Here is a 14,321-nt window from a genome sequence, read left to right on the forward strand (position 1 = left end):
TCCACATGAACCCATTTAAATATTGTTAATTAGCGAGCCACTCTTCCAGAAGCGTCTCCTCCCATAAGTTTTTTCACCTCATCAATAGTTACCAAGTTGGCATCTCCCTTGATGGTATGTTTTAAACAAGAAGCTGCAACAGCAAAATCCAAGGCATTTTGATCATCATCAGGATAGGTCAATAAACCATAGATAAGACCTCCCATAAAGGAATCACCACCTCCTACACGGTCAACAATATCTGTAATTTGATATTGTCTGGTTTCAAACATTTTCTCTCCGTTGTAAAGAACTCCAGCCCATGTGTTATGTGAAGCCGAGATTGATCCTCTTAAAGTTGTAATCACTTTTTTAGCTCTTGGGAACTTCTCCATCATCTGTTGACAAACAGACAAAAAGGCCTCAGCTTTGACATTGTGCCCTTCTGTTTGCACAGAAATACCTTCTGGCTTAATTCCAAAGTGCATTTCAGCATCTTCTTCATTTCCAAGAATGATATCACAGTATGACGTCAATTCGGTCATGATAGCTTCTCTATCGCCACCATATTTCCATAATTTAGCACGATAATTCAAGTCGGTTGAAATGGTAATACCCTTTTTACTAGCAGCCTTAACAGCCTCTAGACAAACGTCTGCTGAACTTTGTGAAATAGCAGGAGTAATTCCTGTCCAGTGAAACCAATTGGCTCCCTCAAATACCTCATCCCAATCAATCATGCCTGGTTGAATCTCACTCATCGCAGAATGCGCTCGGTCGTATACCACCTTAGAACCACGTGATACAGCCCCAGTCTCTAAGAAGTAGATTCCTAAACGGTCTCCACCCCATACGATCTTATCTACGCCTACGCCTCTCTTTCTCATTTCCATCATGGCACATTCACCAATGTCATTTTTTGGTAATCTGGTCACAAAATCTACAGGTACACCATAGTTTGCTAAAGAAACAGCTACATTTGATTCTCCTCCTCCATAAACGACATCAAAATTATTAGCTTGTGAAAATCTTAAAAATCCTTGTGGAGCCAATCTTAGCATGATCTCTCCAAATGTTACTACTTTGCTCATGTATTCTAGTGGTTATAATTATTCTTTAGTTATAAAATCTTCTCTCATGGGACTAAACACATCTACCAGCAAACCGCTTTCTAGACAGCTTACCCCATGAATAGTATTTGAAGGGATAAAAAAGCAATCCCCTTTGCTTAATTCTTTAGTTTCATCACCAATGGTCACTTCAAACTTACCAGAAGCGATGTGGGTTACTTGAGAATGTGGATGATGGTGTAAGGCACCAACGCCACCCTTTTCAAAAAGCACGTGAACCATCATAAGGTGATTATCATAACTTACAATCTGCCTTTTAATTTTAGGTTCTACCTGCTCCCAGGACGCGGACGATTGTTCAAAAAACAACGGATTCATTGCTAGATTCTTTTTTAAAATTTGAAATAATCTTTGGCGTTGTAATAGCTGATATCCTGAACAATCTTTCCAATCCATTCCATATCATTAGGAAGTTCACCTCGTTTTATCTCATCTCCCAAAATCTGACATAACAACCTTCTGAAATATTCGTGTCTTGGAAATGAAAGAAAACTTCTGGAGTCTGTCAACATTCCAACAAAGCAACTTAAAAGACCCATGTTGGATAAGGCGTTTAACTGTTTGGTCATTCCATCCTTTTGGTCTAAAAACCACCAGCCCGAACCAAACTGTACCTTTCCTTTAACGCTACCATCATTGAAATTACCAATCATGGTCGCCATCACTTCATTATCTGAAGGATTCAAATTATAAAGTATGGTCTTGGTTAGTTTATCTTTACTATCAAGAGCGTTTAAGAAAGCAGATAGATTCACTGCCTGCGGATAGTCTCCTATGGAATCCCATCCCGTATCAGGTCCTAATTGCCTATGCATTCTTGCATTATTGTTTCTCAAAGCTCCCAAGTGGAATTGTTGCACCCAACCATTGCTATGGTATGTTTCTGATAAAAACATTAAAATAGCTGTATGGAATTTTTGAATATCTTCTACTGACAAGGTCTCTCCTTGTAATTTTCTCGTGAAAATTTGATTAATTTCCTGATCGGATGCTGGTAAATAATCAATATAATTGAGTCCGTGATCACATAACTTGCATCCATTTTCATTAAAATATGCAACTCTTTGTAACAAAGCATCACACAAATCCTGATAGGATTGAATCTCAATCTGGGTAACTTCTCCTAACTTTTGCAGGTAGTCTGTATAGCCCTCAGCCTCAATTAATATAGATTTATCTGGCCTAAAGGCAGTTGATACTTTTACTTTGAAATCACCACCGCTCAATTGTTTATGATACTGAAGATTATCAATAGGGTCTTCAGTAGTGCAAACCAACTCGGCATTCATCTTTAGCAATAGGTTCTGACAACTGTAAGCCTCTGAACTTAATTTCTCTGAGGTTTCTTCATAGATACGATTAGCCGTTTTTGGGCTCAACAAATCGTACTCCCCAAAATACCTTGCCAATTCTAAATGTGTCCAATGGTATAATGGATTTCTTAAGGTATATGGCACCGTTTCGGCCCATTTCAAAAATTTATCCTTGTCTGATGCCTCCCCTGTAATGAAGTGTTCATCAATTCCTAAGGTTCTCATGGCTCTCCATTTGTAATGGTCACCATTGATCCAAACTTGAGATAAATTTCCATATATTTTATTATCAACCATTTCCTGAGGTGGTAAGTGGTTGTGATAATCTATAATAGGAAGCTCCTTAGCATAGTTATGATACAACTCTTCCGCATAAGAGTTCTCTAACAAAAAATTATCATGAATAAAATGTTTGCTCATACAGTTATGACATTTAGTTTTCGTTGGCTGGCTTCCCTATGGTTGCCAAAATACCTCCATCGACATAGATGATTTGTCCGTTGACAAAATCACTTGCCTTGGAAGCCAAAAACACGGCAGCACCTTGTAAATCTGATGGATCTCCCCATCGGGCAGCTGGTGTTCTATTAATAATGAATTCGTTAAATGGATGGCCATCAACTCTTATTGGCTCTGTTTGGGAAGTGGCAAAATATCCAGGACCTATTCCATTAACTTGAATTCCATGTTTAGCCCATTCGGTTGCTAAATTTCGAGTCAACATTTTTAAACCTCCTTTAGCAGAAGCATAGGCACTCACGGTATTTCTACCAAGTTCACTCATCATAGAGCAAATATTGATGATTTTACCTTCTCCTCTTTTGATCATACTTCTTCCAACCAGTTGAGACATGATAAAAGCCCCTACCAAATCAACATCAACAACTCTTCGAAACTCCTCAACCGACATATCTTCAGCAGGAACACGTTTGATGATACCCGCATTATTCACTAGAATATCAATTGGCCCTTCCTCTTCCATCAAAGCCACCTGTTTAGCCGATTCCTTTTCATCAGTCACATCAAACAAATATCCAGAGGCCTGAAACCCCAATTCCTTGTAATAGGCCAAGGCCTTTTCCAATTTTTCGGGGGTGGTGCTGGTTATAATAAGTTCGGCACCAGCCTTTCCTAAGCCTTCAGCCATGGCCATTCCCAATCCGTGGGTACCACCAGTGACTAAAGCTCTTTTATTTTTTAAACTAAAAAGTTCCATGCTTTTATTTTAATTCGTTTGGAGGACACACATCCATATCTCCATAATCCAAATTCTCTCCGGCCATACCCCAAATAAATGTATAGTTAGATGTTCCTGCTCCAGAATGGATAGACCACTCTGGCGAAAGCACTGCTTGGTGATTGTTCATGAAAATGTGCCTTGTATTTTGTGGCTGCCCCATAAAGTGACAAATGGTTTGATCTGGATCCAAATCAAAATAGAAATATGCCTCCATCCTTCTCTCATGAGTATGTGCTGGCATCGTATTCCACACGTTACCTGGAAGCAACTCAGTCATTCCCATTTGCAACTGGCAAGTTTCCACTATACTATTAACGATAAGCTTATTTAAGATACGCTTGTTGGCTTGTTTTTCATCTCCTAACTCGATAATCTCAGCATCTTCACGACCTATTTTTTTAGTTGTAAAACTTTGATGCGCCGGAGCTGAATTGATATAGAATAAAGCTTGCTCCCCATCATGACTTGCAAACAACACGTCTTTATGACCTTTGGCTACGTAAAGCGCCTCTTTTGTTTTCAACTCATAGATCGTTCCATCAACCGTAACAGAACCTGTTCCGCCGATATTGATGATCCCCAATTCTCTTCTATCCAAAAAGTTTTCAGACTTCAAATAAGGAATGGTTTCCAATTTTAAGGATTGCCCTACTGGCATCACACCACCTACAATCAATCTATCGTACATGGAATAGGTCACATTGATCTGATTTTCAACAAATAAATTCTCAATTAAGAAATGCTCACGCAACTCCTCAGTACTATATTTATTGGCATCTGTAGGGTTGGCAGCATATCTAAAGCTATAATTCATCATAATTTTCTATTTTCGCATTGTAATCGATTACACAAATATAAAATATTTTATTTTAAATATCATAAATTTTTATTTTTACAATTTAATAGGTGCTTTTTTAAGGAATTAGCAACGGTGATTTCGAGTAGCAACCCATTTTAAATCAATAAATTACATCAATCTCATGAAAATTGCACACAATTATACAGGAAAAGTTGCTGTCATTACTGGTGGTGGCGGAGCCCTTGGAGGCGCTATGGCTCTAGGCTTAGCCCTAGAAGGTATTACAGTGATATTATTAGGAAGAACCCAACAGAGTCTGGACGAGCAAGCCAAAAAAATAGGCAATCTAGGCGGGCAGGCAGTTGGGATGGTTGCAGATGTTTTAGACAAGGAGAGTTTAGAAACAGTCAAAGAAGAGATTCTTGAGCGCTTCCATAAAATTGATATTTTGGTTAATGCGGCAGGAGGCAATATCAAAGGAGCTGTCATCCAACCTGAAGAAAGTGTCTTTGATATGGACATGGCCGATTTTGACAAGGTTGTAGACCTTAATTTGAAAGGTTCCTTATTACCAACTTTGGTATTTGGTAAGGAAATGTCTAAAAATGCTCATGCGAATATTATTAATATTTCCTCTATCGCTGCCCAAGAGACTTTAACTAGAGTCCTGGGTTATTCAGCTTCTAAGGCTGCCATTGAAAACACTACAAAATGGTTAGCCGTAGAATTTGCCAAGAAACATGAAAATCCGATAAGAGTCAATGCCATTGCGCCTGGTTTTTTTATTGGCGAACAAAACAGAAACCTGCTTCTAAATGCTGATGGAAGTCTTACTGAAAGAGGGGCAACCATTATTCAAAACACACCTATGGGACGCTTTGGAAAACCAGAAGAACTTATTTCCTCGCTTCTCTATTTAGTATCTGACGCCTCGAGCTTTATCACAGGAACTGTACTATATGTAGACGGCGGATTTAAAACGTTTTCTGGGGTGTAAAATCAATCGATTTTGTGATGTTATTCGTTTTGTTTGGCAAAAATCACAGTCCTTTTTTTTAGCAAACTTAAAGACAGAGCTTTTCGAAAAATTTGCCTTTTAAAAAGTTTTAATATAATTTCAAAGACAGCAACCAAAACTTTTTAATATCAAGCCCTTTAAAGACTAGAAATTATGAAGCGGTGTTTTTGAATTGGAAACCAAATACTTTTTCATTTCAATGGAATTAAAAAAACAGCCAATTTTAACTCTCATTACATGAAACCACATCCGATAAGTTATTACTTCATTTGCCTCGTTTTATTATGTACTACTGGGATGAGTGCTCAATCATACATAGGAGCCACAACAGATCATTATTCAGGTATACATGGGGTGATTTTAAACCCTGCCTATATTGTCAACACGCCTTATAGGGTGGATATCAATTTGGCTTCAGCAAGCGCTCTTGGTGGCAGTGATTATTTTGCAATCAATGTGGGCGATATCTTAAAATCAAATGGCGGCTTTGATTTTGATGAAGACGTTGACAAATTTCCTAAAGACGACAACAACTTCTTTTTCAATGCTGATGTATTAGGACCTTCATTAATGTTTAATTTAAACGGTAAAAGCAGTTTTGGTTTTTCAACAAGAGCAAGAGGATTTTTAAACCTAAATAACATCAACGGTCAATTGTATGAAAATCTGGAAGACGGCTTTGATAATTCCCAAGATTTCAATTTCAACTTGGAGGACTTTGTTGGGAAGGTTAACGCCTGGGGTGAAATAGGGTTCACATATGCTAGAACCCTTATACAAACGGACAAAAATATCTTTGCGGGAGGTATCACACTTAAATATTTAATGGGTGCAGGTTCAGCCTTTTTCAATACGCCTATGTTATCTGGACAATATGACGCTACCTCTAACACCCTATCTACCAATGGGTCTTTAAGTTACGGATTGAGTCACCCAGATTTTTCACCCGAAGACATCAAGTTCAACCACCTAACCTCAGGTTTTGGTGCCGATTTAGGTATAAGCTACCAATGGAATGAACAAAATGCAGATGGTATAAATTCTGAGTCTTACATCCCATACAAATTAAAATTGGGGGTTTCGATAACGGATATCGGATCAATTAATTACAAAAATGGCGAAGTCACGCAATATGACATGAACAACATTGTGGATGCTGACATTTTTGATGAAGATGACTTTCAACAAGTTTTGGAAGATTATTATAGCGGAGAGACCACATCTAGAAATATTAAAATCAAACTACCTACGGCATTTCACCTCATGGCAGATTACCATATCAAGAATAATTTTTACGCGAGTATCAACGGAGATTTTTCTCTGATTTCAAGTAAAAAACATAAGGTAAGTCACATAATAAACAACTTCACCCTTACACCAAGATTTACTACCAAATGGTTTAGCGTCTATAGCCCATTTAGCTTAAGAGAATATGGGAATTTTGCTTGGGGCTTTGGTTTTAGGGCCGGTCCTCTTATGGTAGGATCTGGATCAGCATTGAGCAATTTGATTAGCAATAACTCAAAATCTACGGATATTTATGTAGGTTTAAAGGTCCCTTTGTATCTTTAAATTATAACTTGGTATGAACCTTACACAAAACAATGCAAAGAAAAAAAAGGTTAAAATATTAGGGTTTATTATTCTTCTCATTGGAATCATCACGCAGTTTGCTTTTCAAGCAAAAATTATTGATATGGTTGCCAGCATGTTGATAGGCGGAGGTATCGGATTACTCGTGGGAGCATGGGTAGGGAAAAAACAAGAAACCAGTAATTAACCCTTTTTAAAAAATTCGCAATGACCAAAATCAGATATAGCAAAAAAAGATTGAAAAGTTATTTCCTCCTGGGGCTTTTCATGATTATCATCGGCATCCTTTTTCATTTACTTTCTATATTTTATGAAACGTGGAGCAAACCTCCATTAGACACTCTAGGTATCGGACAGGTGTCAGCCGGTATTTTCTTTTGGGTGATTTCTCTTTTTGAAAACACGAAACAATACCTAACTATAAAAAACGAGGTATTAATAAAGCACACACTTTTTGCAAAAAAGATAAACTTAAACGACATTACTGAAATACGGGAATTTGCAGGGGATTTAAAGCTGATTACCAACCAGACAGAATTTGTTATCGACACTCAAATCGCGGATCCCGATTCTCTTCAGGAACTCAAAAAAGCATTAAAACAATATAATAAAGCTTGGACCTAAAAAAATAGATTCTCAAAATATTCCATTTAAAAAAGATGCCATAAGAAAAAAGAAAGTAACTTACTCTTAATATTTGGATTCTAACACCTATTAAAACAATTGTAAGTTGATTAAAACCATCCTTTTAATACTACTGGGACTCTTTTTTATTCTTAATGGAATAAACCACTTGATTAACACCCATACTTATAAAGAATATGCAGATAAAAAAGGGTTGATTTCACCTAGATTAATGGTTAGGATAAGTGGTATCGCTCTTATTTTTGGTGGACTATCTATTGCCTCGGGATATTTTTTATTGATTGGCATCATTGGGCTTTCTCTTTTCCTGGTTGTAGCCTCTTTCACCATTCATCAATTTTGGAAGGAGTCCAATACCGAAAAACGGTTGTTGGAAGGAATGCACTTTGCAAAAAATATGGCCATCTTAACAGAATTAATTTACATCGCCTACTCTTAAAAACCACAAGATGAAAACAAGCCGTTTAGAAGCCTTTAGTGATGGCGTTCTTGCCATAGTAATAACTATCATGGTTTTAGAATTAAAAGTTCCAATTGGATCTGACTTTGAAACATTAAAACCACTCATTCCCAAATTTTTATCTTACATCCTTAGTTTTGTTTATTTAGGTATTTACTGGAACAACCACCACCATCTTTTCCAAGCTATAGAAAAAGTAAATGGTCAGGTTCTTTGGGCTAATTTAGCCCTTCTCTTTACTCTATCCATGGTTCCCTTTACGACCGCTTGGATGGGTGAAAACAACTGGGCTAAAAATCCAGTGGCACTTTACGGAATCAATCTTCTGTTGAGCGCCATCGCTTTCTTGGTGCTTGAAAGAACAGCCATAAAACATGAGGGAAAAGCTTCTAAAATTGGTTTGGCCATAAAAAATCACAAAAAGAAAATCCTATCTATTGCCTTGTATATTGTGGGCGTAATCGGTTCCATAAAATTTCCTATTTTAGGAATCCTATGTTATGCCCTGGTCGCCCTCATTTGGCTAATACCCGACAGTAGGATTGAAAAACAATTAAAATAACTAGTTATGACAACAAAAGAATACACCAACGGAGAGGTTACCATACTTTGGAAACCAGAAAAATGCATCCATTCAGGAATTTGTGTAAAAACACTACCCAAAGTATACAACCCAAAAGAAAAACCATGGGTCAAGCCTGAAAATGCATCAAGTGAGGAGCTCATAAATCAAGTGGCTAAATGTCCTTCTGGGGCTTTAAGTATTAAAAAATAAAAATTATATGGTAACCATTGAAAGAGAGGAAACAGGTAGCAAAGGAAGGTTTGTGATTTATGAAGATGGTGTTTTTGCTGGAGAAATGACCTATACGTGGGCAGGTTCTAACAAATTCATTATTGACCATACAGGTATCGAACCGGGATTTTCTGGAAAAGGTTTTGGAAAAAAAATGGTTTTGGAGGCAGTCGAAATGGCTCGAAAACAGAACGTAAAAATCTTACCACTTTGTCCCTTTGCCAAAGCTGAATTTGACAAAAACAAGTCCATTGCAGATGTGAGATTCTAGGGAAAATTCCTCTAAAAAAGATAAAAAGTTCCAATTTCTTGGAGCTTCGTCCATTTTTGCGGTCTTGATAGTACACAAATTTTCAGCTTATAAAAACTATACCCATCTTACATTTTATTTTATAATGAGTATAAATGCAAATGTAATCTGTAACATTAATGATTGTAACTAGACCTATGTTTTAAGCAATCAATTTTATTTTAAAATTCCCTTACTAAAACCAAATGATTATACTACTCATCCTTACCATAGCTGGATTTATTATTTTGGATATATTTCTTTTTGCCAAACTATTTAGGTTGTTCTTTAAAGAGAAGGACTCCTTTAACGAGTCTGTTTGGTATTCATTTAAACCTGACCTACTCTCATTTTTTGATGGAGAGTTTTGGCGGGATAAAGCATCAGAAACAAAATTAAAGCTCTTCCTATTCCTTTGTTTCGTCATTATTGCTGGAGAATTTATTATTTTAAAACAGATAGGACTATTACCTAATTAAAGTTAATTTCGGTAAACCTGTGTTTAGAGAAGAAATTTGTTTTTAGATTAAAAAATATGATAGAAATTAAGTCCTTATTTTTATTTGCTTTTTTCCTTATTACATCAATTGGATTTGGTCAAGATGACATAAAAATCAAAGAAAGGGACACAATAATCGTTGTGTCAAGAAGTATTGGAAAATGCGGTTATTTAACAGACGATTTTTATTCAGCTACTGGTTTGATTAAGGGACACGTGCATTCGGCCTATTATTATAAAAATCTAAATTCAGATGCATTGGAATCTATTCCGATTGATGATAATACGTTTAATTATAATTATTATCGTAAATACTACGGCAACAAAAAATCAGAAAAAATTATGGTGAAATTAATCATCGACAATTATTTTTTAGAAGGGAAAACTTATAGTGTTTTAAACCATATAGAATAAAAAATGTTTCTCATAAAAATTAATATTTCCTTATAACCTAATTTGAGATATTATCCTCATCCCCTTGTGTCACAAATATATTTTCCCTTATCCTGTACTCATTGAGCAATACTCTTGAAGCTGTAGAATCATTATATTGGTAAGCATCTAAATAAATCTCCTCATCCAAAATCATACCCACATATTGTTCTCCTTGTTTTCTTGGGGTTACTGAAAAAGGAATTTTTAAGGTGTCATTTAACCTATTGGTCCCATCAAATAATGAATCACACTCAAACCTTTCTATTTTATGATAATCTTGATTCGGATTAAAAATTTTTAAATAAGTAATAGTAAATTTCTCTTCACTATTAATGAGTTTTATACTATCATGTAAGGGGTGGAATAATTCTATTATTCCTTCATATTCTCTATTAAGAACTAATGTATCCTTCAGATAAACCTTTAGAAAAAGTTCTTTGTAAATTGAGTCCTTCTCACTGATAGCATCCCGCACTCCATTATCAAATTTTCTATCATTCTTGCAACTAAGTGAAAACAATAATAAGATAATACAAAACAATGCTTTGTAATTGCTTTTAATCAAAGGAAAATCTTCCTTTAAGTTAGAATCATCGTTAGGACAGGAACAGAACAGAAAAATGCTAAACAATAAAAAAATGTTTCTGAGTAAATTCATAATACAATAATAAAGATTCCCGTGTGAATCGCAACCTAAAAAAAATAGAAGAAAGCATCTATTTTTAAATACGGTTTTAATTTAAATATAATCTTTAGGAATGGGGAAGGGGAGCAAACGAGGACTTACAAAGGAGGAAAAAAGACTACTTTCTTGAAACTTATAGAAATAAAAAAAGCCCCAATTTCTTGGAGCTCTTTATTTGCTTATAACTTATCTATAAAGATTCTAATCTAAATAGAATTTGCTACCCTAAGTTATCAAGCAATTGCTATTAATAAATTGACTAAAACAAATTCGAAAAGACTCCATGGAGCTTTCTTTATATGACAGTTATTTTACAACGATTCTTTTCACTAATCTTTGCCCGTAGATATCCTCTATAGCCAATAAGTAGATTCCTGTTTTCACAGATGAAACATCTAACCGTCCATCAATCAACTGGTTTGACTGTAATACTTTTTTTCCTGTAACATCAAATAAAGTCACTTTATCCACAACTACACCAGAGATATTGATAACCCCATGACTTACTGGGTTAGGAAATATTTGTGCCTGTAACACTGAATTTTCTTCAACATTTAAAGTACCACCAGAGCTAAATACGATCCTGTCGATTACAAAATCTCCAGGAGATGAAGCATTACCATTATTTGTATCTCTAATAATAACTTGAATATTTTGTGTCATCCCTAACCAATAAGCAACACCTCCATTCAGCTCTTGGGAAAGATCAACGGAGAATGTTGCAAAATTACCCATAGATGTAGCCATGTCGTAGGATTTTCCTTTATATGAACTATAATCATCAACGGGGCTCTGCCATTGCACTCTAAACTGGTTATTAAGAGAAGATTCATTTTTATATACCATGTGCATCCAATGATAAGAATCTGCATCTATGGTTCCAGGATAAATAACCTTTCCGTTTTCCCCAACATTTGGAGTTATGGTCATATTTCCACCTGCCACAGAAATAGTTGAGCTGTTTTCTTCCCATCCTTCAGAATCACCATCTGAGTTAAATTCAAAAGCTACTTCTGTTCCAGGCTCCGTATTCTCCGCCACTATTTCAATCTCATCAATTTTTAGGCTTCCAGAAATAGTTGGACCTGATTTAATTCTTAGACCCAGACGAGAAATATCACCACTGGCATTTGGACTTGATGGAATAGTTATGACATACTCATTAAATCCAGATCCGTAAGGAATTTCAAAATCCTGTTTCCCAGCTGAACCCCAACTAGTACTTCCTGTTGGAAGATTACCTAATTGGAACGTTGTATGTTGAGCTCCATCAACCATGATTAAATTCTCAGCAATAATCCTAACCGTCATGTATTCAGAAGAAGATAATTCTGGGCTAAAATCAGAATTTTGATTCATACCTGCATATCCTCCAGGGAAATCACCTCCGCCATCGCCTTGAAGTGTATAGATACCTCCTGAAACATCCCAACCTGGAGCTCCAGAATTTGCCCAACCTTCATTATCACCATCGGTGTTGAAATCGTAAACTATTGATTGAGCCTGTGAAACCATAGCAACAAACAACATTGTAAATAATAAAGTAATTTTTTTCATAATATTAGTATTAGATTATTGGTTAATAATTAGTTTTTTAATTTGCGTATCCCCCTGCTTTGTACGCATTCTTATAAAGTAAAGCCCTCGGTTTACATTTGGTAGTGTTACCAAATTCCCGTTGAAGGACAAAGGAAATACTTGCCCAGTTACCGAAACCAAATCCATGTTTTCAACATGCTCTAGATGCTTTCCAGAAATATGCACATAGTTTGAGGAGGTGGGGTTCGGATAAATTTTATATTCATCTGTCATTTGCAATTCTGCCACCGATAGAGAAGACAAATCTGTCATTGAAAAATCATCAAAGTAATAGGTCCCTTGGTCCCTTCCACACAAAACTTGCAATTGTAAGGCCGTAACAGCTGAAGGAATTTCAAAATCACTTTCAAAATATTCAAAAGTTGAGGACAAGGTATTTATCGAACCAAACAGATAACTAGTACCTGTTCCTTCAACAACCTTCAATCGTATTCTGAAAGCTTGATCCTCAACAGATCCTTTAGCAAAACATGAAAATCGTAATGTGGTATCCCCATAAGTGGAGGCATCAACTTCCAAATTCCTTAACATAACAGAATTCCAAGCGCCTGAGGCAGAAGCCACATCTACTTGCATGGTCAATCCGTAATAGGAATTAGCTGAAGTGGCATTTTCATTAGTGGCTTCAGACACTCCTTGAACAAAAAGATCCCACCCCGTATCATATCCACATTCAACATCAGCATTGGTAATAATCCCTGAAGTTTCGCAAGCTTCAGAATTTTCTCCTAGCAAAGCCTCTTTTACATCTTCTACCCAGGTTTGTGAACTCACTAAATAAATGGATTTATTGGCCTTTTCACCTGCATCCCAGGCAGTAAAACTGAACCCTCTGCTAATAGCTGCCTCTGCTACATATTCATGATATAAAACTCTAGAGGCGTTATCGGGTCCGCCATAAGGACTGTAAGTACCATTGTAATAATTGTAGCCTTCGACATTATCGGCTCCAAACTCGCCAAGAAACACAGGCACATTATTGGTAGCAGCCCAATTCATTACCTGATCAAAGTGGTTATCTATATTAGCCATATCGGCTTCTGTTCCCCAATCAAAATCATTCCAATTCTCTTTGGAAGAACTCGTAAATGCAAACGGTTTATAATAATGGAAGGTTGGTATCAAATAGTCATCACTAGCCAAAAAATCAGTAGGCAACTGCAAAGGCGCTTCCCATGAGTTGACACCGCCCCCATTTACAATGACATTTCGAGTAGGATTGGTTAATCGAATGATATCTAAAATTTCCTGATTTATAAAATTAACTTCATCAGCATTCATACTGAAATAAGCTTCATTCATAATCTCAAATAGCAGATCTTCTGATTTGTTCTGAAACCTTTCAGAAATATCTCTCCAGATGGCTCTAAAGCGATCCTCTGCTGCCAATCGGTCATTTCCTATACGGTAATAATCACTTTCTTCATCATAGCTTTCCCAAAACCAATGGTCGCCGTGAACATCAATAATGGCCACCAATCCATGGTTGAGAGCCCAATCAGTTACTTCCTCTATTCGATCTAAATAAGATTCGTTAACCAAATAATCGTCCGGACTCCCAATATAATTCCCTCCACCGTCTTCATAGGTCACCTCATCAAATGGCGTGGTTTGGGTATCAAACCTAATGGGAATTCTTACCGTTTCAAATCCAGCGATTGCCACGTTTTCAAAATAACTTTCTTCAACAGGGTCTGCCCAGTTCCCCTCATATGGAGCACTTAGGGTATTCCCAAGGTTAATTCCTCGCCCCATCCTTTCTACCATTTGAAATGGTGTGGCTTGAGCAAATCCTATAAAAGGACTTAAAAAGTAAACAATGGCAATCAAATTTTTCACTA

At 36.4% G+C, this 14,321-nt stretch carries 18 protein-coding genes; 10 read left to right on the top strand and 8 right to left on the bottom strand.

Annotation, left to right across the window (positions count from 1 at the left end; translation table 11 throughout):
- Window positions 1-29 precede the first annotated feature (29 nt).
- From LOK78_RS02170 to kduI, 5 genes are read right to left on the bottom strand one after another with little or no spacing between them, the layout of a single operon-like run.
- On the bottom strand, window positions 30-1,070 hold the full coding sequence (locus LOK78_RS02170) for a sugar kinase (protein ID WP_053971173.1): 1,041 nt from the start codon (window positions 1,068-1,070) through the stop codon (window positions 30-32).
- An 18-nt stretch (window positions 1,071-1,088) separates the two neighbouring features.
- Complete coding sequence (locus LOK78_RS02175) at window positions 1,089-1,427, bottom strand: cupin domain-containing protein (protein WP_232394133.1); 339 nt, start codon at window positions 1,425-1,427, stop codon at window positions 1,089-1,091.
- Window positions 1,428-1,441: 14 nt separating this feature from the next.
- The gene (gene uxaC / locus LOK78_RS02180; RefSeq protein WP_232633355.1) at window positions 1,442-2,842 is read right to left on the bottom strand and encodes a glucuronate isomerase; all 1,401 of its coding nucleotides are present in this window, start codon (window positions 2,840-2,842) and stop codon (window positions 1,442-1,444) included.
- Window positions 2,843-2,855: 13 nt separating this feature from the next.
- Complete coding sequence (locus tag LOK78_RS02185) at window positions 2,856-3,638, bottom strand: gluconate 5-dehydrogenase (RefSeq protein ID WP_232633356.1); 783 nt, start codon at window positions 3,636-3,638, stop codon at window positions 2,856-2,858.
- A 4-nt stretch (window positions 3,639-3,642) separates the two neighbouring features.
- Window positions 3,643-4,479 carry a 5-dehydro-4-deoxy-D-glucuronate isomerase gene (gene kduI / locus LOK78_RS02190; protein WP_232633357.1) on the bottom strand — a complete coding sequence of 279 codons (837 nt, stop codon included), beginning with the start codon at window positions 4,477-4,479 and terminating at the stop codon, window positions 3,643-3,645.
- A gap of 163 nt (window positions 4,480-4,642) precedes the next feature.
- Here kduI and LOK78_RS02195 point away from each other — a divergent pair, with 163 nt between their 5' ends.
- From LOK78_RS02195 to LOK78_RS02240, 10 genes are all read left to right on the top strand, one after another.
- A complete protein-coding gene (locus tag LOK78_RS02195) occupies window positions 4,643-5,458 on the top strand; it encodes an SDR family oxidoreductase (protein WP_232633358.1) in 816 nt (271 codons plus the stop codon).
- A 258-nt stretch (window positions 5,459-5,716) separates the two neighbouring features.
- Window positions 5,717-7,051 carry a DUF5723 family protein gene (locus LOK78_RS02200; protein WP_232633359.1) on the top strand — a complete coding sequence of 445 codons (1,335 nt, stop codon included), beginning with the start codon at window positions 5,717-5,719 and terminating at the stop codon, window positions 7,049-7,051.
- A gap of 13 nt (window positions 7,052-7,064) precedes the next feature.
- A complete protein-coding gene (locus LOK78_RS02205; protein ID WP_232633360.1) occupies window positions 7,065-7,259 on the top strand; it encodes a hypothetical protein in 195 nt (64 codons plus the stop codon).
- A 20-nt stretch (window positions 7,260-7,279) separates the two neighbouring features.
- The gene (locus LOK78_RS02210; protein ID WP_232633361.1) at window positions 7,280-7,696 is read left to right on the top strand and encodes a hypothetical protein; all 417 of its coding nucleotides are present in this window, start codon (window positions 7,280-7,282) and stop codon (window positions 7,694-7,696) included.
- Between the two features lie 106 nt (window positions 7,697-7,802).
- Complete coding sequence (locus LOK78_RS02215; RefSeq protein WP_232633362.1) at window positions 7,803-8,156, top strand: DoxX family protein; 354 nt, start codon at window positions 7,803-7,805, stop codon at window positions 8,154-8,156.
- Window positions 8,157-8,166: 10 nt separating this feature from the next.
- On the top strand, window positions 8,167-8,739 hold the full coding sequence (locus tag LOK78_RS02220) for a TMEM175 family protein (protein ID WP_232633363.1): 573 nt from the start codon (window positions 8,167-8,169) through the stop codon (window positions 8,737-8,739).
- A gap of 6 nt (window positions 8,740-8,745) precedes the next feature.
- A complete protein-coding gene (locus tag LOK78_RS02225) occupies window positions 8,746-8,952 on the top strand; it encodes a (4Fe-4S)-binding protein (protein WP_166958176.1) in 207 nt (68 codons plus the stop codon).
- Window positions 8,953-8,959: 7 nt separating this feature from the next.
- A complete protein-coding gene (locus LOK78_RS02230; protein ID WP_232633364.1) occupies window positions 8,960-9,244 on the top strand; it encodes a GNAT family N-acetyltransferase in 285 nt (94 codons plus the stop codon).
- Window positions 9,245-9,468: 224 nt separating this feature from the next.
- Window positions 9,469-9,741: a hypothetical protein gene (locus LOK78_RS02235; RefSeq protein ID WP_232633365.1), complete on the top strand. Its 273-nt coding sequence runs from the start codon at window positions 9,469-9,471 to the stop codon at window positions 9,739-9,741.
- A 56-nt stretch (window positions 9,742-9,797) separates the two neighbouring features.
- The gene (locus LOK78_RS02240; RefSeq protein ID WP_232633366.1) at window positions 9,798-10,175 is read left to right on the top strand and encodes a hypothetical protein; all 378 of its coding nucleotides are present in this window, start codon (window positions 9,798-9,800) and stop codon (window positions 10,173-10,175) included.
- Window positions 10,176-10,212: 37 nt separating this feature from the next.
- Here LOK78_RS02240 and LOK78_RS02245 read toward each other — a convergent pair whose 3' ends face one another.
- The 3 genes from LOK78_RS02245 to LOK78_RS02255 all read right to left on the bottom strand — a co-directional run bounded on the left by LOK78_RS02245 (window position 10,213) and on the right by LOK78_RS02255 (window position 14,319).
- The gene (locus LOK78_RS02245; protein ID WP_232633367.1) at window positions 10,213-10,854 is read right to left on the bottom strand and encodes a hypothetical protein; all 642 of its coding nucleotides are present in this window, start codon (window positions 10,852-10,854) and stop codon (window positions 10,213-10,215) included.
- Between the two features lie 333 nt (window positions 10,855-11,187).
- The gene (locus tag LOK78_RS02250; RefSeq protein ID WP_166957938.1) at window positions 11,188-12,438 is read right to left on the bottom strand and encodes a T9SS type A sorting domain-containing protein; all 1,251 of its coding nucleotides are present in this window, start codon (window positions 12,436-12,438) and stop codon (window positions 11,188-11,190) included.
- Between the two features lie 15 nt (window positions 12,439-12,453).
- Window positions 12,454-14,319 carry a cellulase family glycosylhydrolase gene (locus tag LOK78_RS02255; RefSeq protein ID WP_232633368.1) on the bottom strand — a complete coding sequence of 622 codons (1,866 nt, stop codon included), beginning with the start codon at window positions 14,317-14,319 and terminating at the stop codon, window positions 12,454-12,456.
- Window positions 14,320-14,321 lie beyond the last annotated feature (2 nt).

Origin of the sequence: Mangrovimonas futianensis (assembly GCF_021245805.1) — a bacterium.
GTDB classification, from domain to species: domain Bacteria; phylum Bacteroidota; class Bacteroidia; order Flavobacteriales; family Flavobacteriaceae; genus Mangrovimonas; species Mangrovimonas futianensis.

Coding starts and splice junctions, on each gene's coding strand:
- LOK78_RS02170 (WP_053971173.1), bottom strand. CDS start 1,070: ATGAGCAAAGTAGTAACATTTGGAGAGATCATGCTAAGATTGGCTCCA.
- LOK78_RS02175 (WP_232394133.1), bottom strand. CDS start 1,427: ATGAATCCGTTGTTTTTTGAACAATCGTCCGCGTCCTGGGAGCAGGTA.
- uxaC (WP_232633355.1), bottom strand. CDS start 2,842: ATGAGCAAACATTTTATTCATGATAATTTTTTGTTAGAGAACTCTTAT.
- LOK78_RS02185 (WP_232633356.1), bottom strand. CDS start 3,638: ATGGAACTTTTTAGTTTAAAAAATAAAAGAGCTTTAGTCACTGGTGGT.
- kduI (WP_232633357.1), bottom strand. CDS start 4,479: ATGATGAATTATAGCTTTAGATATGCTGCCAACCCTACAGATGCCAAT.
- LOK78_RS02195 (WP_232633358.1), top strand. CDS start 4,643: ATGAAAATTGCACACAATTATACAGGAAAAGTTGCTGTCATTACTGGT.
- LOK78_RS02200 (WP_232633359.1), top strand. CDS start 5,717: ATGAAACCACATCCGATAAGTTATTACTTCATTTGCCTCGTTTTATTA.
- LOK78_RS02205 (WP_232633360.1), top strand. CDS start 7,065: ATGAACCTTACACAAAACAATGCAAAGAAAAAAAAGGTTAAAATATTA.
- LOK78_RS02210 (WP_232633361.1), top strand. CDS start 7,280: ATGACCAAAATCAGATATAGCAAAAAAAGATTGAAAAGTTATTTCCTC.
- LOK78_RS02220 (WP_232633363.1), top strand. CDS start 8,167: ATGAAAACAAGCCGTTTAGAAGCCTTTAGTGATGGCGTTCTTGCCATA.
- LOK78_RS02225 (WP_166958176.1), top strand. CDS start 8,746: ATGACAACAAAAGAATACACCAACGGAGAGGTTACCATACTTTGGAAA.
- LOK78_RS02230 (WP_232633364.1), top strand. CDS start 8,960: ATGGTAACCATTGAAAGAGAGGAAACAGGTAGCAAAGGAAGGTTTGTG.
- LOK78_RS02235 (WP_232633365.1), top strand. CDS start 9,469: ATGATTATACTACTCATCCTTACCATAGCTGGATTTATTATTTTGGAT.
- LOK78_RS02240 (WP_232633366.1), top strand. CDS start 9,798: ATGATAGAAATTAAGTCCTTATTTTTATTTGCTTTTTTCCTTATTACA.
- LOK78_RS02245 (WP_232633367.1), bottom strand. CDS start 10,854: ATGAATTTACTCAGAAACATTTTTTTATTGTTTAGCATTTTTCTGTTC.
- LOK78_RS02250 (WP_166957938.1), bottom strand. CDS start 12,438: ATGAAAAAAATTACTTTATTATTTACAATGTTGTTTGTTGCTATGGTT.